The sequence below is a fragment of the Gemella massiliensis genome, assembly GCF_900120125.1.
GTDB classification, from domain to species: domain Bacteria; phylum Bacillota; class Bacilli; order Staphylococcales; family Gemellaceae; genus Gemella; species Gemella massiliensis.
On sequence record NZ_LT635544.1, the window covers coordinates 302,581 to 323,113 of the forward strand.

At 30.3% G+C, this 20,533-nt stretch carries 15 protein-coding genes and 1 pseudogene; 7 read left to right on the forward strand and 9 right to left on the reverse strand.

Annotated elements, in window-relative coordinates; genetic code table 11:
* Window positions 1-2 precede the first annotated feature (2 nt).
* From BQ7358_RS01415 to efeO, 3 genes are read right to left on the reverse strand one after another with little or no spacing between them, the layout of a single operon-like run.
* The gene (locus BQ7358_RS01415) at window positions 3-1,715 is read right to left on the reverse strand and encodes an FTR1 family iron permease (RefSeq protein WP_234971552.1); all 1,713 of its coding nucleotides are present in this window, start codon (window positions 1,713-1,715) and stop codon (window positions 3-5) included.
* The gene (gene efeB, locus BQ7358_RS01420; protein ID WP_062172905.1) at window positions 1,684-2,919 is read right to left on the reverse strand and encodes an iron uptake transporter deferrochelatase/peroxidase subunit; all 1,236 of its coding nucleotides are present in this window, start codon (window positions 2,917-2,919) and stop codon (window positions 1,684-1,686) included. The genes BQ7358_RS01415 and efeB overlap by 32 nt, the downstream gene beginning before the upstream one ends.
* Window position 2,920: 1 nt before the next feature.
* The gene (gene efeO / locus BQ7358_RS01425) at window positions 2,921-3,802 is read right to left on the reverse strand and encodes an iron uptake system protein EfeO (protein WP_072520126.1); all 882 of its coding nucleotides are present in this window, start codon (window positions 3,800-3,802) and stop codon (window positions 2,921-2,923) included.
* Window positions 3,803-4,272: 470 nt separating this feature from the next.
* Here efeO and BQ7358_RS01430 point away from each other — a divergent pair, with 470 nt between their 5' ends.
* From BQ7358_RS01430 to BQ7358_RS01445, 4 genes are all read left to right on the forward strand, one after another.
* Entirely contained in the window at window positions 4,273-5,205 is a 933-nt protein-coding gene (locus BQ7358_RS01430) for a helix-turn-helix transcriptional regulator (protein ID WP_072520127.1), read from the forward strand.
* A gap of 209 nt (window positions 5,206-5,414) precedes the next feature.
* Window positions 5,415-6,242 carry a hypothetical protein gene (locus BQ7358_RS01435; protein ID WP_072520128.1) on the forward strand — a complete coding sequence of 276 codons (828 nt, stop codon included), beginning with the start codon at window positions 5,415-5,417 and terminating at the stop codon, window positions 6,240-6,242.
* Window positions 6,243-6,414: 172 nt separating this feature from the next.
* On the forward strand, window positions 6,415-7,308 hold the full coding sequence (locus tag BQ7358_RS01440) for a hypothetical protein (protein ID WP_062172909.1): 894 nt from the start codon (window positions 6,415-6,417) through the stop codon (window positions 7,306-7,308).
* Between the two features lie 259 nt (window positions 7,309-7,567).
* The gene (locus tag BQ7358_RS01445) at window positions 7,568-7,864 is read left to right on the forward strand and encodes a PrsW family glutamic-type intramembrane protease (protein ID WP_062172912.1); all 297 of its coding nucleotides are present in this window, start codon (window positions 7,568-7,570) and stop codon (window positions 7,862-7,864) included.
* Between the two features lie 244 nt (window positions 7,865-8,108).
* Here the strand turns inward: BQ7358_RS01445 and BQ7358_RS01450 are convergent, their stop codons facing one another.
* The gene (locus tag BQ7358_RS01450) at window positions 8,109-8,846 is read right to left on the reverse strand and encodes an HAD family hydrolase (RefSeq protein WP_072520129.1); all 738 of its coding nucleotides are present in this window, start codon (window positions 8,844-8,846) and stop codon (window positions 8,109-8,111) included.
* Window positions 8,847-9,052: 206 nt separating this feature from the next.
* On the reverse strand, window positions 9,053-10,744 hold the full coding sequence (locus BQ7358_RS01455; RefSeq protein ID WP_062172916.1) for a M3 family oligoendopeptidase: 1,692 nt from the start codon (window positions 10,742-10,744) through the stop codon (window positions 9,053-9,055).
* Between the two features lie 403 nt (window positions 10,745-11,147).
* Here BQ7358_RS01455 and prfB point away from each other — a divergent pair, with 403 nt between their 5' ends.
* Window positions 11,148-12,257 carry a peptide chain release factor 2 gene (gene prfB / locus BQ7358_RS01460; protein ID WP_062172917.1) on the forward strand — a complete coding sequence of 370 codons (1,110 nt, stop codon included), beginning with the start codon at window positions 11,148-11,150 and terminating at the stop codon, window positions 12,255-12,257.
* 63 nt (window positions 12,258-12,320) lie between these two features.
* On the opposite strand, the gene BQ7358_RS01465 is transcribed toward prfB, so the two are convergent.
* The 3 genes from BQ7358_RS01465 to BQ7358_RS01475 all read right to left on the reverse strand — a co-directional run bounded on the left by BQ7358_RS01465 (window position 12,321) and on the right by BQ7358_RS01475 (window position 14,314).
* The gene (locus BQ7358_RS01465; RefSeq protein ID WP_062172919.1) at window positions 12,321-12,764 is read right to left on the reverse strand and encodes a YehR family lipoprotein; all 444 of its coding nucleotides are present in this window, start codon (window positions 12,762-12,764) and stop codon (window positions 12,321-12,323) included.
* A gap of 216 nt (window positions 12,765-12,980) precedes the next feature.
* Window positions 12,981-13,535, reverse strand: a complete 555-nt coding sequence (gene def / locus BQ7358_RS01470; protein ID WP_062172921.1) for a peptide deformylase — start codon at window positions 13,533-13,535, stop codon at window positions 12,981-12,983.
* Window positions 13,536-13,873: 338 nt separating this feature from the next.
* Entirely contained in the window at window positions 13,874-14,314 is a 441-nt protein-coding gene (locus BQ7358_RS01475) for a DUF1307 domain-containing protein (RefSeq protein ID WP_062172923.1), read from the reverse strand.
* Between the two features lie 200 nt (window positions 14,315-14,514).
* Here BQ7358_RS01475 and BQ7358_RS01480 point away from each other — a divergent pair.
* Window positions 14,515-15,465 (forward strand): annotated as a pseudogene (locus BQ7358_RS01480) (DDE-type integrase/transposase/recombinase); the annotation flags it as partial.
* 690 nt (window positions 15,466-16,155) lie between these two features.
* The gene (gene metG / locus BQ7358_RS01485) at window positions 16,156-18,153 is read left to right on the forward strand and encodes a methionine--tRNA ligase (protein WP_072520130.1); all 1,998 of its coding nucleotides are present in this window, start codon (window positions 16,156-16,158) and stop codon (window positions 18,151-18,153) included.
* 194 nt (window positions 18,154-18,347) lie between these two features.
* On the opposite strand, the gene BQ7358_RS01490 is transcribed toward metG, so the two are convergent.
* A complete protein-coding gene (locus BQ7358_RS01490) occupies window positions 18,348-20,390 on the reverse strand; it encodes a DUF5776 domain-containing protein (protein ID WP_062172927.1) in 2,043 nt (680 codons plus the stop codon).
* Between the last annotated feature and the right edge of the window lie 143 nt (window positions 20,391-20,533).

The window sequence follows — 20,533 nt, forward strand, 5'->3', positions numbered from 1 at the left end:
CCCTATTTATGTTTAGATTTTTCATAAAGAATACTGGCAACAACTATAATTATATAAATAATCTGTGAACCAAGTACCTCTGTACTCGGATAAATACCTAACCATTCAATAGTGGGAATATGTTCAAGTATATGATTGGAAACCATATTCGTAATTTGTAAAGCATGAACACTTACACCCAACATTTTAAATCCAAGTATGTAAATTAACCAAGAAAGCACAAGAAATACTTTGCTAATAGGTAGTTTGTCGGAAGCTTTAAGCATAACAAAGCCGATAATAATTAAAGCGATGACGGCTAATCCGATTCCTGTCAACAGGCTGGCGGTACTAATTAGCGGCATAATTTCGGCATAGAATAGTATTGTTTCCGCTCCTTCACGAAATACTGCAAGAAAACTTAACGTAAACATTGAAATAAAACTACCGGTAGAAAGCATCAAATTCAGTTTTTTATCCATATAATTTTTCCATGCTTTAACCGATGATTTACCATGTAGCCAAATACCGATACCAATCATCATAACTACGGCAAAAATACCAACAACTCCCTCAATAATTTCCCTATTGGTTCCGGACGCCAAAACAGGGAATGAATATTTTAGTATTACCGCCGCAAGAATACTGGCTAAAATACCGACAATAGCACCCGCATAAACCCAGATTAAACCTTTACGTTGTTTAGCCGCTCTTAATGCACCGGCTAGTGATAAGACGATAACAAGTGCTTCTACACCCTCACGTAACAGAATAAGCATTGAATCGATAGCGTTATAATTAGATTTTGTGTCAATTTTAGAAAGTTCGGTGATTAAATTTTTCAGTTGCTCCTGATATTTAACCTCATCACCTTTAACCATAATAATAGGGGTTTCGCTTTCCACTTTTGTATAAAGTGAGGCATTACGAGTACGAACATCTCCCTCGATAACAGGCCAAACTTCAATAAATTTTTTCATTTTTTGAGAACCTTGGGCTTTATCACCGTTAACAAAGGAGTTATAACTTTCTTCTAATAGTTTAATACCTTGTTCAAGAGTTTTCACATCATTATTTTGTTCTAATTTTTTCCCTACTAAAAAATCATCAAGATATTTTTTTAAATCTGTCAGATACATTTTTGTCGTTTGGTAATCATAAGGTTCGACTTCCATAGAACTACGCAAAAACGACATAGTTGTTTCTATTTTTCCGTAATAAGCAGGTTCTAACGTGCGGACAATACCTTCATTTCTAACCCAAGCGGCATTGTATTTCACATACTCGGCTTTCATCGTTTCAACATCTTTAGTGTCGATAGCTTTTTCTAATTTATTAAAAGCCGGAAATAATTTTGTTTTAAATGCTTTTTTCTCCGCATCAACATCCAGTGGATTTTGCTCGTTTTCAAAGTTTAGAAGTGCGGTAGAAAGTTCTCTTAGTTGTTCTTCATTAATATTATCTGTCTTAATTGTTTGTTTAACCTTTTTTCCGGCTTCAGAGTCTGAATTTTTAGTAGATTCAAACTCTGTTTTAAATTCTTCAATCAATTTTTTTGCTTTATCATTATCATTATTTTTTAAAGCTGTGGTAGCATCGGTAATTTTAATAAATAATTGACTGTAAGATGTTCTATCTTTTGCCTGAGCGTAGTAACTATAAGGAAGTATCGCACTAAGTACAATGGCAACAGCTATTATTATTTTACTCAAATAATTTTTGACCAATATACTCACCTTCTTTCACTCCACCGAAACAAGCGAATAGACCGCTACCGATATGTGTAATATATTCATTCATTTTGTCCTCGTTCCCTAGACTGTTCTGTATGGTAATAAACTGCTTAGGATCTTTTTGAAATGAAATAAAGAGTAGACCGGATTCAAATTGACCGGTAGTTTCATTAATACCGTCAGAATAAGAGTAAGAACGTCTTAATACTTCGACACCTGTTTTATGTGCCAGATGAACATGAGAATCGGTTGGAATATACGGCTTACCGTCCGAATCTTTTTTATCGAAATCAACGGTAGCAAATTCATCAGTTTCTCCAATCGGTGCTCCGCTGTCTTTGTAGCGACCGAATGTGTGTTCTTGTTCATTTAGGTTTGTTCTATCCCATGTTTCAAGGTGCATTTGTATACGGCGAACAGCTAAATAACTACCGCCATTAAGCCAGTTGTTTCCATCACACCAAACAATATTATTAAATTGTTCTTCTTTTGTAGCATTGGCTGTACTGTCTTTAAAACCGAATAAATTACGTGGAGTTTCTAAACGATTACCGATTGCCGCAAAACCGGATTGGCTCCATCTCATAGTGATAGTAGAGCGTGCTTTTCTTATTAAGTTTCTTACAGCATGAAAAGCTACTTGTTCATCATCGGCACACGCTTGAATACAAATATCACCACCGGTATAACGTTCTTTTAATTGCTCTCTGGCAAAAGGTGGAAGCTCCTTAAACTCATTTAATCCTTTATTTCCAAGATTCATTTTTTTAAGAAAACTTGGACTTATTCCAAAGGTAAGAGTTAAACGATAGGGGTTAAGCCCTACCGTTTCACCTGTATCTTTTGGCGGTAAATAATGGTTTTTAAGAGCGGGTTCAACGAGTTCACCATTTATAAGTTTTTCACTGTATTTAGTCCATTCTTTGAACATATCAATAACATCTTCACGTTTTGTAGAATATAAATCCAAAACAACAAAATATATACATTTTTGCATCGCTGTTGTAATACCGGCTTGATGTTTACCGTAAAAGGTAATTTTTTCATCACCGTCGGCAATTTCACGGTTGTTTTCAGCCTTGTTAGCGAAAAAACCTCCAAGTGCTGAAGCACCGATTACAGCTCCGGCACCGGTCATACCTGCTTTTTTAAGAAAATCACGTCGTGTTATTTTCTTATTTGTCCAATTTTTACCTTTTTCTTCCATACTACTTAGCCTCTTCGTCTAAAATTACACCCATTTGAGAAAGTGGTTCACCTAGTTTTGTAACAGCTTCTGATAATTCTTTAGTATTTTCTTTACTTAATTCAGTGTAAAGTTTGTAATTTTTATCATCAGTTTTATATTTATCTAATAAGTCATTAATAACTTTGAATTTCTCAACTAAGTCAGAAGAAAGTTTGCTGTCTTTTTTCTCAATAAGAGGTTTAAAGATTTTAAAAATTTCTTCCGCACCTTCAATATTAGCTTTAAAGTCATAAAGATCGGTATGAGAGAAAATTTCCTCTTCACCGGTAATTTTTTGTGTAGCTACTTCATTTAGTAAGTCAACAGCACCGGTTACCATTAAATCAGGAGTAACATCAACGGTTGCAACTTTAGCTTTTAGTTCTTTAATATCTTTAACCAGTTGATCAGCATATTCTTCAGTACCTTTAGTCGTATTTTTTTCCCACATGATTTTTTCAATTCTGTGGAATCCTCTCCAACCTTCTTTTGTTTTATTCTCTTCTAAATAATCAGCAAGACGGAAGTCAATATTAACGTCTAATTCACCAAAACTTTCAGCGATAGGCTCAGAACGTTCATAAGCCATACGAATTAACGGATATTGTTTTTTAGCTTCATCTAAATTGCCGGCTTTAAGTGCTTCGGCAAATTTTTCAGTATCTTTAAGAAGATTATCCACTTGACCTTCAACATATTTTTTATAAAGATCAGTAGCCTGTTTTAGCTGTTCTTTTGTACTCTTAGAGGTATCAACCTGTTCGGTTTTATTTTCCTCTTTTTTCTGTTCAGTCTTGGCAGAACATCCGCTAATAACAATAGCACCGGTCATAATAGCTAAAAATAATTTAGATTTTTTCATAATAATTACTCACTTTCATATTTTATATAAATTTGTATCTACTGAAAATTATAATCTCTATCAATTAGAAAGTAAAGTAATTTTCAATAAATATAAAAAAGTTTACCAAGAGGAAAGAAAATTAATAAAAAAGATAAAAAGTTTTAAACTATATTATATTAAAAAATAAATAATTCATAGTTCAAAGGAGCTTATAGTAGATAATTTTTAAAAATTAAGGTAGTTGTTTTTAATAAATTTAAAAAATAAAAATTTAGAATAGATAATTTCATAGAAAGAAAAAATTCATATATAACATTTTTTTAAAAAAATTACCAAAAGGACAATAAAAGTCCATATGAAAATATATAATAAATAAGTAAGGACGAATAAAAAATATTTTTTAATTTTTAGCTTGACATTATCAATATTTGAATATATATTATAGTGGTGGAAAATACAGTTGTATATTTAGAAAGAGGGGTAGGAAAGTGAACGATTATTTATCACAACATAAGAGTTATAGGGTACTGGATATTTTTGATAGGTTAAAAAATAATGAATCGTTGACGAAAAAATCTTTAGCACAAGAATATAGAGTTAGTGAAAAAACTATTCAACGGGATATTGAGGAAGTGCGACAGTATATTTTTGATAAAAAAGAAAGATACGGCGATGTGAGTATCAACTATTCACGAGCAAAAGAAATATATGAAATAAAAGATGATATCAGCAAAAACTTGAACGAAAAAGAAATATTAGCTGTTTCAAAAATAATTTTGGAAAGTAGAGCATTTAATAATAGTGAATTGAAATTATTATACGATAAATTAATCGCTCAATTACCTAAGATTTTACAAAAGAATGCCAAGAGTATTTTAGATAATGAAGTATACCATTATGTACAACCGCAGCATGGAAAGAAACTTTTGGATTTGATATATGACTTATCTGTAGTAATAAGAGATAGTAAAGTTATAAAGTTTAATTATACAAGAATGGATGGTAAAAAAACTAAAAAAGAAATGTTACCGGTAGCTATAATGTTTTCGGAATATTATTTTTATTTAATAGCATTTGATAAAAAAGATGAAGAAAAAATTCCGATTATCTTTAGAATAGATAGAATGAGTGAAATCAAATATACAGATGAAAGTTTTTATATTCCGTATAGAGATAAATTCGAAGACGGAGAATTTAGAAAGAGAATTCAATTTATGTATACAGGAAAACTTAAAAAAGTAAAATTCAAATTTAGTGGAAAATCATTAGAATCCATCTTAGACAGACTACCGACAGCTAAAGTATTAAAATCAGAAAATGGTATACATATAATTGAAGCAGAAAGCTACGGCAATGGCATAAACATGTGGCTTAACAGTCAAGGTGAAGATGTTGAAATATTAGAAGAAAGAGAGGTGTAGGGGGATGAATAGAATAATAGGAATTTTGATGAATGAAGCTGTAAAAAGACCATTAAGAATAAGAGATGCAAAAAAAGCTATTTTTTGTCTGTCGATGTTGAGAATAATAAATAGTATATCTAAATTAAAAGGAGGAAAAAGATGAAAGAATAATATCAAAAATTAATAAAAATAAATAAATACTATTCAAAAGGAGAATTAATTTAACAATGGAAGAAAAAAATATATATATTAAAACAGGTGAAGAATATATTAGTAAAGCTTTAACATTACCTTATGTAAAAATTAATAGAAGAGAATTTTTGTATGATACTTTTAAAAACGAGAGTTCTAATAAAATAGAAGAATATATAAAAACAGGAAATGTAGAATTATTTTCACGATATTATATAGATAGATTAGCAAAAAAAGTAATAAAAACAGAAACAAATCGTTCGTCGGCAGCAGCATTTGCAACCGGTCTTCCAGGAGGATATGCAATAGCTGGAACTATTCCAGCAGATATATTACAAAATTTAGCTCATAGCTTAAGATTAGCGCAAAAATTAGCTTATCTTTACGGAGAAAATGATTTACATGATGCTAGTGGTGTACTACAAGAAAATGGCTATAATACGATTATTGCATATTTTGGAGTAATGTTAGGTTCCTCATCGGCAACAGCAGCAATAGGATTATTTTCAAAAAATTCACCTAAAGAAATAGTAAAAATCTTGAATAAAACAGCTGTAACAAAAACAGTATGGTACCCAATAATAAAATCGGTAGCCAAATTTTTTGGTATAAAAGTTACGAAAGGCGGTTTAGGAAAAGTAGTTCAAAAATCAATTCCTGTAGTCGGTGGATTTATATCAGGTGGAATTACTTATGTAAGTCTTAGTAAATCAGGTGAAAATTTAAGACAAAGATTGAGTGAAGTTACTTATGATTATTCAGAGAAAAAAGCACAAAAAGATTTAGATATAGTTCAAGGAGTAGTGAGAGATTATGGGGACGAAGAGAAAGTTGTAGAAAATAATATTTCAAGTGAAATATAAAAAATATAGTAATGACTTCAGAGCAATAGTATTTGATGTATTTTGTTTTGAAGTAGGTTACTCTTTTCTTGGTGGAGTAGTATAAAATGAGAAAGTTAAACATTAGAAATATATGAAATTTACATGTTTATATCAATGTAAATTAAGTTATATTTAAACTAAGGAGGTTTTTATGAAAAAAACAACAGTAGGAATAGTTTCAGGAATGATAGTATTTGTTATAATTTGTTTTGTGGGATATTACTTTTTTCTAGGTAGCGGTAGCAGTAAAAATGTAAAAGCTGAACATCAAAAATATATTGATGCTATTAATATTACACACGATTTTGATACCGGTGTGGCGGGATTAGAGAGTTTGCAAGACAAATCATCACTTTCTAATATAAAAACAGAAATAAAAATAGCGAAAGAATTAAAAAATACTCATAATAGTTTGGATAACAAGGATATTGAGGGAGCTAAAAAATCACTGGAAAAAGTAGAAACATTAAAAATGGATGATACTTTTTCACAGGTAGAAGAGTGGTTAAAATCGGATATTACAAATTACGATAAGGCATTAAAAGAAATTGAAGCACTAGATAATAAAGATAGCAGCAGTATTAATGATATTTTAGATAAATATAAATTTAATCACAGTGCTTTAAAAGCTAAATTGAGTGATGAAGCAAATAAAAATGAGAATAAAGAAAATACCGAAAAGGTAACATCAGTTAAAAATCAAAATACGACTTCAGAAAATAAACCTGTAAAAATGGAAAGAAAAAACTCAATGGGTATGACTATTCCTGATAATGTAACAAGTCTTCAACAAGAATGGATAAAAAGAGGTGGGGATTCAGAAATGTTATCAACGGTTAAAAGTTCGTATAAAAATGCAAAAAGAATTACTACAAATTACAATTCTCTTCATCAAGTGAATCCAGATGACCCTATTACTATTTACATAGAAATGAAAAATGGAGAAACTAAAACTGCAGAATTCAATTATCAATGGATAAGTGGAGCATTTGGAGGATATGTCATACATGTGTACGATGATAATCTCTTTATAAGTGTAAATTAATATTATAGAATACGAAATATAAAGGAAATAATGTATTATGAAATTTTGTGATAATTGTGGGAAAGAAAATAGTGCTACTTCTAATTTCTGTCAGCCATACGGAAAAAAGATGAACTCAAATAATACTACATATGAACAAAATATACATAAAAAGAGAAGATAAAAAAACATTCTACTCTGTTTTTGCTTCTCTCATATTTATTTTAGTAGGAGTTGGATATGTCTTTAAAGATAATCTTTTTATTCTAAAGACTTATTCATGAAAGAATACCAACCTATGAATATAACTATTTTACGTACTACTACATCTATTGGTGTTCATCTTGCATGGACAGCTATAGCGGGTGGTGCATTAATAATAGCTAAAAGAGATAAAAATTTAGAGTTATCTCATTTTATGAAATCTCAATTTATTTTCTTCTTTTCATCTATTATACTGATGCATGCATTGTGGGATATGGATTTACTAATTAACAATTTACTACAAATGGTTATTTTAATAATATTGGCATGGATAGAGTTATTTGTTATTATTAATGCGGTCTTAAAGAAATAACGCGGTATAAATATGATGTACAGCCTTAATCAATTAATTATCAAGATTAATCAGTTTTTTGACCCTAGATTAAATACAAAACATGAGAAAATAGGTATTATAAACTAACCATAAGTTTATCACTTAAGAAATTAATAGCCCTCAAAAACACAGTTGTTTCAAGTGTTTTGAGGGCTATTTTCTAAGGGGATTTATTTTAAAACTATTAATAAAATTTGATTGGTTTTATAAAACCTAATTCCTCTTATACCTCCACAATTTCTATATCAGCATGAGTTTTGTAGATAACATCTTTTCTTTCTATCAGAATAGTAGCTTTTTTTGACAGTTCTTTGTTGTCTTTAATTTTACTGAGAAGTTCACGGCTCGGGTTCATAGCTACAGGATTACCTACTCGTCTTAGCATATTATAATCGCCGTTTGTATCGCCATAAGCAAAGGATTTTTCTAAATCAATATTGTATTCTTTTACCAATTTATCTATCATTGCATTTTTACTGTCGGCGTCCCACATAGGGATAACCTCACCGGTAAATTTATTATCTTTTATTATGTATTTACTACCTACTGCTAAAAACGCATGATGTTTTTTGCCCATAGCTTCTACCAGATAATCAGGGCTACCTGAAATAAAGATAATAAGGTGTTCATCTTTTTTGTGTTGTTCAATAATATTTCTCGTGAATTTATATACTCGATCGGCTTTTAATTTCATAACCTGCTCGGTAGCAAAGTCAATGTATTTTTTATGAAGTCCCGTTATTGCTTGAACATAGGCTTCTGAAACCTCGAATAAATAGTTGTCATAGTCTTCAAAGCGTTTATCCCAATTTATATAGGTATCTTTTACTCCGTTTATCCAATAACGTTCATCGACAACTTCGTACTTTATTAGTTTTTTAAAGTGTTCTGTCATTAACGAATCTCTATAAAGAGTTCCGTCAATATCAAAGAACGCTGCAATCTTCTTTTTTTTGTTCATAAGATTACCTCCATTATAAGAGTAGGGAGCGACTTAAAAAATCATGATTTTGTTATAAATCGATTTTGTTAAGACGCCCCGTACAGTTCATTGATGTAGGGTAAAAGTTTTTTAAAGTAACTTTTTAAATCAATGAACCGCTGTGGCTGACTACCAATAAGTAAAATTTGTTAGAATTTTTAGTTTTGGGATCAGCCCTATTTTTATTAAAATTGTTCTGCATTAACAGAATCAATATATTTTTTTATCTCAGGTACAATGTGAGAAATAGTTCCATCTTGGAATGGATTTTCTAAATTTGCTTCCTTAACTAATGCTAAGAAAGGAAGTGTTCCACCTAAACGACATAGGTGAAGATATTCTTCCCACGCTTTTTCTCTATTGTCACGTGCTTTTTTCCAAAATTGGAATGCACAAACTTGTGCTAGTGTGTAATCTATATAATAGAATGGCATTTGGAATAGATGAAGTTGACGATAGAAGAACATACCGTTGTTTAGTTCAGGTATATCGGTGTAGTCACGTGATGGCAAATATTTTTTTTCAATTTCTATCCATTTTGCACGACGTTCTTTTGGTGACATTTCCGGATTTTCATATACAGCATGTTGAAATTCATCTACTGTTACGCCGTATGGTAAAAATTTTAAAGAGCCTGTCAGGTGATAGTATTTGAATTTTTCAGTTTCTTCTTTAAAGAATAGTTCCATCCACGGCCAAGTCAGAAATTCCATACTCATTGAGTGAATTTCGCATGCTTCAAAAGTAGGCCAGACATATTCAGGTAAATGATTTTTACTTTGATATACTTGGAAAGCATGACCTGCTTCGTGTGTTAGGACTTCGGCATCATGAGGTGTCCCATTAAAGTTTGCGAAGATAAATGGAGCTTTATAATCGGGTAAAAATGTACAATAACCGCCACCTGTTTTGCCCGGTTTTGTATCAAGATCAAGTAAATTGTTATTTACCATAAAGCTAAAGAATTCATCTGTTTCAGGTGATAATTCTTTATACATAGTTTTTGCACTTTCTACCAGATAGGCTCTGTCACCTTTTGGAGTGGGGTTGCCGGATTTAAAGTTTACGGCTTCATCTTGGAAACGAAGTGCTTCTAAACCAAGGCGTTTTGCTTGAGCTTTCTTTAATTCCTCGACTAAAGGAACAACTTCTTCAAGAATTTGTTTTCTGTAATTAGCAACATCTTTAGCATTATAATCCGTTCTGTTTAAGCGAAGGTATGCAACTTCAACAAAGTTTTCAAAACCAAGTTTTTTAGCAATTCGAGTACGAACTTTAACCATGCGATCGTAAATGCTGTCATATTGTTCAAGATTATCGGTGAAAAATTTAGCAACGGCTCTTCCCGCTTCCAATCTTACATTTCTATCTTCATGTTGAGTGTACTTAGCCATACCGCTAAGGTTTCTTTCTTTGCCGTCAAAAGGAATTTTTGCACTTGAAGTTAATTTAGTGTATTCAGAAGCAAGTTTATTTTCTTCTTTAAGGTCTTCAATTATATCGTCGTTGAAAACTTTTAAATTAGTTTCAATTAGATTGAAATAGTGTTCTCCGATTTCTTTTTTTAACTCGGTTTTAAAAGGTGAATTGAAAATTGCAGTGTCAACCTTTGTTTTTAATGCAGTTAATTCAGGAGAAAATTCATCCCAAAATTCTCGTTCACTTTCATAAAATTTTTCTGTTGTATCAATAGTATGTCTGATTTCAACTAGAACGGACATTGTTTCAAGAGAATTTCTCAGAGTGTTATATTTAGTAAATACTTCCAATACTTCATTAGCGGTTTTAGCATTTTTTATTTCTTGTTCAATTTTTAAAATATTAGATTTTGTTTCTTCAATATTAGGTCTTGTGTATTGATATTGTTCAAAAGTCATATTATCCTCCTATTAATCGTATAAATAAATATTACAACTATCATACCATGAATAAAGAAAAAATACAAAATAAACTTTCAGAAAATTCACTGTTGAAAATAGAAAAATTAATTATAATATATAGTGGTGAAAAGAATTAATAATACGATAGAGAAAATTTGTTATTTTATTGCCCATGTGAATTATAAACTAAAATAATTTATTCAAAACTCATAATATTATACTATATAATCCCGGTAATTTTATTATAATAGGGTATGTTTATCAATGTGAAAAAAGTATTAAAATTTTATTCACTATCTATTTCAATGTGAAATATTAATATAAAAGTATTTACTGTTATGAACTCTTGTATATTGGAGATAATTCTTGTATAATAAAAAAGGAAAAAGAGGTGACAATTTTGGAACTTGTTGAATTAAAAAGAGAGCTGGAAGAAATCGAAAAGAAAATTACAGAATTTAAAAATTCTCTAAATATAGAAGATAAAAAAGAACGTGTTGCTGAAATAGAAAATATGATGTTGGAAGCTGACTTTTGGAATGAGGCGGAAAAAGCCGGTGAAATGGTTACGGAATCTAAGAACATAAAAAAAGAATTAGATGAATTTAATGAAATGATTGATTATGCAGAACACTCAAGTGAAATGATAGAGTATTTAAAAGAAGATGAAGATGAAGAAATTTATACGGAATTGATTGATACTGTAAAAAATTTAAAAAAGAAAGTAGATGATTTCAGCTTCAGGTTATTATTTTCAGAGGAATATGATAACAATGCGGCAATATTGGAAATTCATGCAGGAGCCGGCGGGACAGACGCTACAGATTGGGCGGAGCTTATGCTTAGGATGTACGAGAGGTTTTTTGTTAAGCAGGGTTTAAATTATAGTTATTTGAATTATCAAACCGGTGACATTACAGGAGTTAAATCAGCTACTATAAAAGTAGAGGGTGATTTTGCATATGGTTTATTAAAAGGGGAAAAAGGTGTTCATCGTGTAATTCGTATTTCTCCTTTTGATCCGTCAGGTAAACGTCATACGTCGTTTTGTTCAATAGATGTTATACCGGAATTTTCTGATGATGAGATAGATATAGAAATAAATTCGGAAGATTTAAAAATAGATACTTATAGAGCACAAGGTGCGGGCGGGCAGCATATTAATACTACCGATTCGGCAGTAAGAATAACACATATACCTACAGGAATAGTTGTTCAATCTCAAGCAGAACGCAGTCAAATAAAAAACAGAGAATATGCGATGAAAAATTTAAAATCGAAGCTATATAAATTAGAATTGGAAGAAAAAGAAAAAGAGTTGGCAAGTATTCGTGGCGAACAAAAAGATATTAGTTGGGGCTCACAAATTCGATCTTATGTTTTTACACCATATACCATGGTAAAAGATCATAGAACAAATTATGAAGTATCAACCGTAGATAAAGTAATGGATGGTGAGATTATTGATTTTATCGATGCGTATCTTCATTATTATATGCAAGGAAAGTAGTTGCCAATTTAAAAAGATGATATCAGATTTTCATTAAATCCGGTATCATCTTATTTTGTTATCTTATTTTTTTTCTTTGAAACCTTGTGAACTTAGTGCTTCTTCAGATTTTTTCAAACTGACAGAGTCACCGTCTTTTGCATCAAGTTCTATGCCGGGGATTCCTTTAAGTTCACTGATTTTTGCTTTGGTGTAATCAATAGTTAGTTTTTCTACAGCTTTATCATCTTGAAAATCAACACTTTCTTCCAACCCTTCAACCCCTTGATATTTTTTCATTATAGGTTCTAATGTTGCTTTCAGTGCTTCTTTAGTAACACCTAATTTAGAATATTCCATCGTATTATTGGCAGTTTGTTTAGTAACTTTATCGCCTTTATAATAATATGTCAATTCCATTGTAACACCATTTTCAGACTTTGTAAAAGTCTTGCTTTGCTCTTTTCCCGAACATCCCGCAAGGAATATAAGTAAAACAGCTGATAATATAGTTAGTAATTTTTTCATAACGGTAAATCCTCCTGATATTTATCTATACTTTAAATATACCACATTTTTAAAAAATAAGCAACAATATTATGGATTTGTAATATTGTTGCTTATTAAATAATTAATATAATTTAGAATTTATTTCTCTTTTAATAAAAAATATATTATAGATAATAAATCTAAGTATTTATATTGGTTATTTTATTAATATTTACAGTTATTTTAAGATAAACATTATAGTTTCTCATAATCTTCAGGAACAGAAAATGGATTTTCCTTATTAATATGATCGTAGAACATAATACCGTTGAGATGATCAATTTCATGTTGGAAACAAACAGCAGGTAAACCCGTCAGATTTAGTGTAATTTTTTCGTTATTTTCATTATAACCGACGACTTTAATTTTTGAATATCGTGGTACGTATCCTTGAATTTGTTCCTCAACGGATAAACATCCCTCACCACCTGCCAGATAGCATTTCGTAACCGAGTTGGAAATTATTTTAGGGTTGTAAAGTGCGTATGAAACTGTATCTTCCGGATTTTCATAGTTGGGAATGTGAACAGCAATCATTCGTTTGCTTACATTAATTTGTGGAGCTGCCAGACCGATTCCCGGTTTTAATCCATATTTTTCTGCTAATTCGTCATCTTGAGATGCAATAACGTAATCTAATAAATTTCGTAAGATTTCTTTGTCCTCATCTGAAATAGGATTGGATACTTCTTTAGCACGAGCTCTTAGAGTATCATGAGGATCAATAATTATATTTTTAGTTGTAATCAAATTAAAATTCTCCTTAAATATTGTATTGTTTAATAATATAAATTTCTATACTATTATTTCATAAATAGAAAAGAAAGTCAAAAAGATAAGTTAGCCAAGGTGAAAATAATAAATCTTTAGTATATTTGGGTTTTATGGCAGAGTATTATAAAGGAATTGGCTTAAAAGCTGAAAATTCTGATAGAATTTATTAGCAGTTAGACGTGATGATTTATTGATTTAAAAATATGCTTTAAAGAGTTTTTTCGAATTAATAAACTATATGGGGCGACCCTATAAAATTGATTTTTAACGAAATCATAATTTTGAGTCCCCCCTTTTTAAACTTATGGTTATAATTATTTTTTCTCTTTTCCGTTATTATCTATTATACGTTTTTCAACATTTGATAATTTACGTTCTTCATCAAGCGATGTGTTATTAAATCTAAGTTTGGTTTTAGCTTTATCATAATCAATTTTAGTATAGTCCAATACTGATTTCATTATCAGTTTGTCATCTTTTTCTTCAAACTCGTAAGTTAGACCTTCGACATCGCCATAATGTTCTTTTATTGATTCTTTTATGGATTTTATGGCTTTATCCTTATCCGTTCCAAGTTCATTGATTGTTGAAACGTTAACTATTCTATTAACTACATCTCCTTTATAATAGATGGTTATTTCATTATTTTGTTGATCGTGAGTTTGAGTGAATACTTTAGTTTTTTCTTTCGAACAGGCTGTCAAAATCAACGAAACTGTAAGTAAAACGGTCAATAGTTTAAATATTTTTTTCATGGAAATTTTTTCTCCTTTTTTGTGATGTTTTATAGATAATTTAATTATACACGGTTATTTTTATATTTTCAATATGAAGTATAGTAAATATAGTATAACTTGTGTAGTGTTACAATAGATGTGAGACATATAATAAAAAAAAGAAGAGTAAATCCTGTATAATGAAGTTACCTACAAATCAAAAAAAGGAATTTACTCTTATGAAAACTATTATAACAGAAAATATAGAAAAAACACAACGATATATACCTCATACTTTACAAACAAGAATAGCTGCAGTTAAAACTTATAGAAATGGTAACTCTATCCGCTTTATTTGTAGGCGCTATAAAATATCAAAAGCCTCTCTTTTGCGTTGGAATAAAAAATATGACGGTACTAAAGAGTCTCTTATAGATAAGTCTCATAGACCTCATTCTATTCACCCTAACGCCCATACAGTTGAAGAATTGTCTTGGATTAAAAATCTTATTAAACGTAATCCTAATATTTCTATGATTGAATTATATGCTAAACTTAAATTCAACAAAGGTTATAAAAGACATCCTTGTTCTTTATTTAGAGTACTTAGAAAATTAGGCTTTTATAAAGATACTAAGAAAAAAGTAATTCCTTATAAACCTAAACCTTATGACACACCTACTGAAATTGGTAAAAAATGGCAACTTGATGTGAAATATGTTCCTAAACGTTGTTATGTAGGAGAAATTCCTGATAAATTTTATCAATATACTATTATTGATGAAGCTACTAGGGAAAGATTTATTTTCCCTTTTAAAGAACAATCATCATACTCTACTGTTCAATTTGTTAAAATGGCTATTGATTATTTTGGGTATAAACCCAAGATAATTCAAACTGATAATGGTTTTGAATTTACACATTTTAAAGATACTAAACGAATACACCCTTTTGATGTATTGTGTAATAATCTTGGCATTAAACATCAACTTATTAGACCTAGAACTCCTAGACATAACGGTAAGGTTGAACGTAGTCATAGAAATGATAATGAACGTTTTTATAGGCATTTATCTTTCTTTTCGTATGATGATCTTATATCTCAGATGAAAAAGTATCTATATCGCTCTAACCGTCTTCCTATGCAGACTTTAAATTGGCTTTCTCCTGTTGAAAAAAGAAAAGAGCTACGGAAAGAGTCTATAAAAATATGCCGGCTTTATAATTCCTTGTTAGATAATAGATTTCACAACTTATTTGTCAAGGACAAGGGCTACGCCTTTTTCAAATCCTTGACAAATAAGTTTTAGAAATCTGAAATGTTCTCTAAGGAATTAAAGCTGGCAAATCTAATCAAATAATGTAATTTACGTCGGGGGCTTCATACGGTTTACATAGAAGCTAGCTTCTATGTAATTCTATTATATCTGGTATTTATTTTTTACTTTTTTTGTCTCACATCATTTACAAATGTACAAAGTATAGTAAATATAGTATAACTTGATTTTTTACAGAATCAAGGGTACAATATAGACATATTCGAAATTTACAAAAGAGTTCAAATAAAAATTTATTTAAGATGCCGAAAGGTTGCTCGTTGTGAGCAGTTATTTATAAAAATCTGAGATTATATGGATATTTAGACTAATAGTATGTGTGAATTTCGAGAGTACTAAATATTAATAGATGTACAGTGTCCGAATGGATAGGATATAAGATAAAGTTTGAGAAAGATGTAAATTTCGAGTATATTAGAGTTGGGATATTTTTATCCTATTTTTTTTACCCTGTACATTGTAAAAAGTTATGCAATAGCCTTTAATATATGGTACAATAGTTACTGTATATTATAATGAAACTTACGAGAGGAGTTTTGTGAAATGACTAAAAAAACATTTTACGTTACAACACCCATTTATTATCCAAGTGGTAATTTACATATAGGTCATGCTTACACAACGGTTGCATGTGATGCAATAGCTAGATATAAAAAATTAAGCGGTTTTGATACTTATTTTTTAACAGGGACTGATGAGCATGGACAAAAAATTCAACAAAAAGCACAGGAAAAAGGAATTAGTGAACAGGCTTATGTTGATGAAATGATTAGAAATATAAAAAAATTATGGAAAGCGATGGATATTGATTATAGCAAGTTTATTAGAACAACTGATGATTATCATGAAAAAGCCGTTGCAGAAATTTTTGAACGTCTTATTGAAAAAGGTGATATTTACCTTGGTGAGTATAAAGGGTGGTATTCAATAAGTGACGAAGAGTACTTTACTGAAACTCAACTAAAAGAAGTATTTCGTGATGAAAACGGAAATATGATCGGAGGTATTGCACCAAGCGGTAACGAGGTAAAACTTGTTAGTGAGGAATGTTACTTCTTTAAGATGAGTAAGTATGCAGATCGTTTGGTAAATTATTATGATGAACATCCGGAGTTTATCTTACCGGAAAGTAGAAAAAATGAAATGTTAAACAATTTTATTAAACCGGGATTGGAAGACTTGGCTGTAACCAGAACAACCTTTGACTGGGGTGTGAAAGTAAAATCAAATCCGAAACATGTTGTATATGTATGGATAGATGCTTTGGTAAATTACATTACAGCTTTGGGGTATGCTACCGGTGAGAGTGAAGAATTATTTAATAAATACTGGCCTGCTGATGTACAAGTAGTTGGGAAAGAAATTGTTCGTTTCCACGTGATTTATTGGCCGATTTTATTAATGGCATTAGATTTACCACTGCCTAAAAAAGTTTTTGCTCATGGTTGGTTTTTAATGAAAGACGGTAAAATGAGTAAATCAAAAGGTAATGTAGTAGATCCATATATGTTAATTGAACGTTATGGTTTAGATGCGGCACGTTATTACCTATTACGTGAAGTTCCGTTTGGACAGGACGGTATTTTCACACCGGAGAGTTTTATAGAAAGAATTAATTCGGATCTTTCAAATGATTTAGGAAACTTGTTGAACAGAACAATCTCGATGATTAATAAATACTGTGGTGGTATTATTCCGAAATTCGTAGCACCGACTACTGAATTTGATAAAGAATTAATCGAATTATCAAAAGAAGTTGTTGAAGATTATGAAGATTATATGGAAAATATGCAATTTTCTAAAGCGTTGGAATCTGTTTGGAAATTTATTTCAAGAACTAATAAATATATTGACCAAACAACACCGTGGATTTTGGCAAAAGACGAAAATAGTAAAGCAGAACTTGATAAGGTAATGAATTACTTGGCAGAAAGTTTGAGAATAGCAACCATTCTGATTAGTCCGGCATTAACGAATGCACCTAAAGAAATTGCAAAACAATTAGGGATTAATAAAGATTTATTAACATTTAATACGGTAAAAACATTCGGTGTTTTTAAAGGTGATGTAAAAGTAATTGAAAAACCGATGCCGATATTCCCACGTTTTGATAAAGAAGTTGAAATTGGGTACATTAAAGAGCAAATGTCACCAAAATCATTGGCAAATTTGGAAACAGAAATAAAAGAAGAAGATAATTCTTTTGTTGAATTAGCGGAAGAAATTACCATTGATAAATTTTTTGAAACATCATTAAGAGTAGCAGAAGTATTGGAATGTGAAAAAGTGAAAAAAAGTTCTAAACTATTGAAGTTCAAGCTGGATTTAGGAAATCATACACGTAGAATCGTTTCGGGTATTGCCAAGTATTATGAACCGACAGAGTTAATCGGTAAAAAAGTAGCGATTGTTGCAAATTTAAAACCAGTTAAATTGTGTGGAGAATTAAGCGAAGGAATGATTTTATCAGCAGAAAAAGATGGAATACTAAGAGTAGTGGAAATTAGTGCTGACGTTCCAAATGGTGCAGAAATAAGATAATAAAATAATTACCTCACAAATTGAACTGGCAGTTTGTGAGGTTTTTAGGTTTGAGATTATTAAATAAATTAGAAGCGGTTAAAATGTGATTTTTGAAATCATACTTAAAACCGCTCTTATTTTATAAAAAATTTGAAATTTTTGAAATAATCCTAATTTATTTATTTTTGTTACTTATGTAGCACCACTTTTAATTATCTGTTATTTTTTTTAGAACGGGTAGTGTTTTGTGTGGTACTGTTTTTTTGATTGTTAGAACTGTTATTATTATCTTTATCAATATTTTTTGATTTAGCTGATTCACGGGTAACTTCAATTAATCTCACAGGATTAACCGGAATAAATGAACCGTCTGTAATATGATATACTAATCTATTATTTTTAGAAATACCGTATCCACTGATATTAAGGACGGCGTTACTACCGAAAGTAGCTTTAACCTTACTAATTTCTTCATCGCTATACACATTTTGAGTAGCAAGGAATTTAATAGCACTTGTCTTAGAAATAAAATTAGAGGTATCATCATTTTTTTTATCAATAGTAACAAATTTTTCATTAGCCGTAATGAATTTTCCGGCGTGGTCACCGGAAGTAATTTGATACATCATATATCCGGCAGGGGAAACCAGTTTATTAACTGTAAATTTAGTCCCGGATTCAACAACTTTATCAACATCATTCCAGTTGGCAGAGTTGAATGTATGAATTTTTTTGTTTACCGTAATTTCACGGTTAACATCAAAAGAATAGCTGACAAATGTTCCACCAAGTTTTGCGGTTATTTCTTCATCTTGTGCTGCCGAATCGATTCTTGCCGCATTTGCTTTTTCTTGTGCTTCAAGTATCTTAGCTTTTTCTTCAGCTTCTTTTTGTTTTTTCATCTCTTCTGTAGAGTCTACAGCAGGGGTTTGAACATTGTCGAAATCAGCATAATGTTCCTTGGCAGAAGAAACAAATTTTAGTAGAATAAGGAAGAAGATTGATAAAACTATCGCAAGAATAAAGGAAATTGCAATTTTTATTTTAATATTTTTTGAAATTTTCCTAATTTTATCATAGTTTTCGACATTTTTTCTAAAAATATTTTTTAAAATAAATGCTTTTATAGATGCGAAAGCTACTAAGAAAATATTTTTCACCTTATTGTCATAATCTTTTATTTTAAATGCTGTTTCATTTTCGTTAACGACTTCTTTTTTTATATTGTATATTTCTTTTTTTAGCCCAACTAATTTGTGTTCAAGTTCAAGATTTTTTTTGATTTTTTCGATAGATTTGGTTATTAGAGAAATCTCTTTTTCCAATTTTTGCTTTTCAAAGGTAAAGTTGGCTAATTTTTTTTCGTGATAAGTAATTTTTTCTTTATCATCATTATTTATTTTTAAACTGTCTATAGCTCTTTTTTCTTCGGCGATTTTATCGTCTAATACTATGGCATCTGTTTTAAGCATTAATATTTGGTTTTCTGCTTCTTTTATTTTATTTTCTTTTTCCAGAAATTCTACCTGTTTTTTATCGCCTTCCAGTTTAAATGCCTGCTCTTTTTCGAAAAATTCTTGTTTTCTTTTTTCAGCTTGTTCTTTTGCGATACGCTGGCGTTCAAGTTCTTTTTCACGAGCGATACGTTCTTTTTCGATACGTTCTTTTTCACGTTTTTCAGCTTTTTCCTTTTCGATACGCTGGCGTTCAAGTTCTTTTTCACGGGCGATACGTTCTTTTTCGATACGTTCTTTTTCACGTTTTTCAGCTTTTTCCTTTTCGATACGTTCTCGTTCGAGTTCTTTTTCACGGGCGATACGCTCTTTTTCAATACGCTCTTTTTCACGTTTTTCAGCTTTTTCTTTTTCAATACGCTCTCGTTCAAGTTCTTTTTCACGAGCGATACGCTCTTTTTCAATACGTTCTTGTTCCATTCGTTCTAAATGGTGTTTTTCACGTTCTTCTTCCGCTTTTTTTTGTGCAGCTTCAAACTGTTTTCTCTCATATTCCAGTTTTTCGGCTTTAGCCCTAGCTTCTTGCTCTTTTTGTTTGATTTCTTTTTTTATTTGAAATGGTGAAAATTTTTGTTCTGGATGGTCTTCTTCAAGGTTGCTATTTTCTGTTTTGTTTTTTTTAAAATTTCCTAATTGACTTTTAAGGCGACCAAAAAAAGATATATTAGTGTTGTCGTCAGGATCAATTTTAGAAGAATTTTCTTCTTGATCGGTTAATTTATCTTTTTCATCTTGTGTCATTGTAACAATCCTTTCGTACTAATTATTATATTTTATTATACCATAAAATTCTATTACTACTACATAAAAATGAGTTAAAATAATAAAAAAAACTTTACCATCCTAATTGAAATATGTTATCATTAAGTAGATAAAATTAAGAA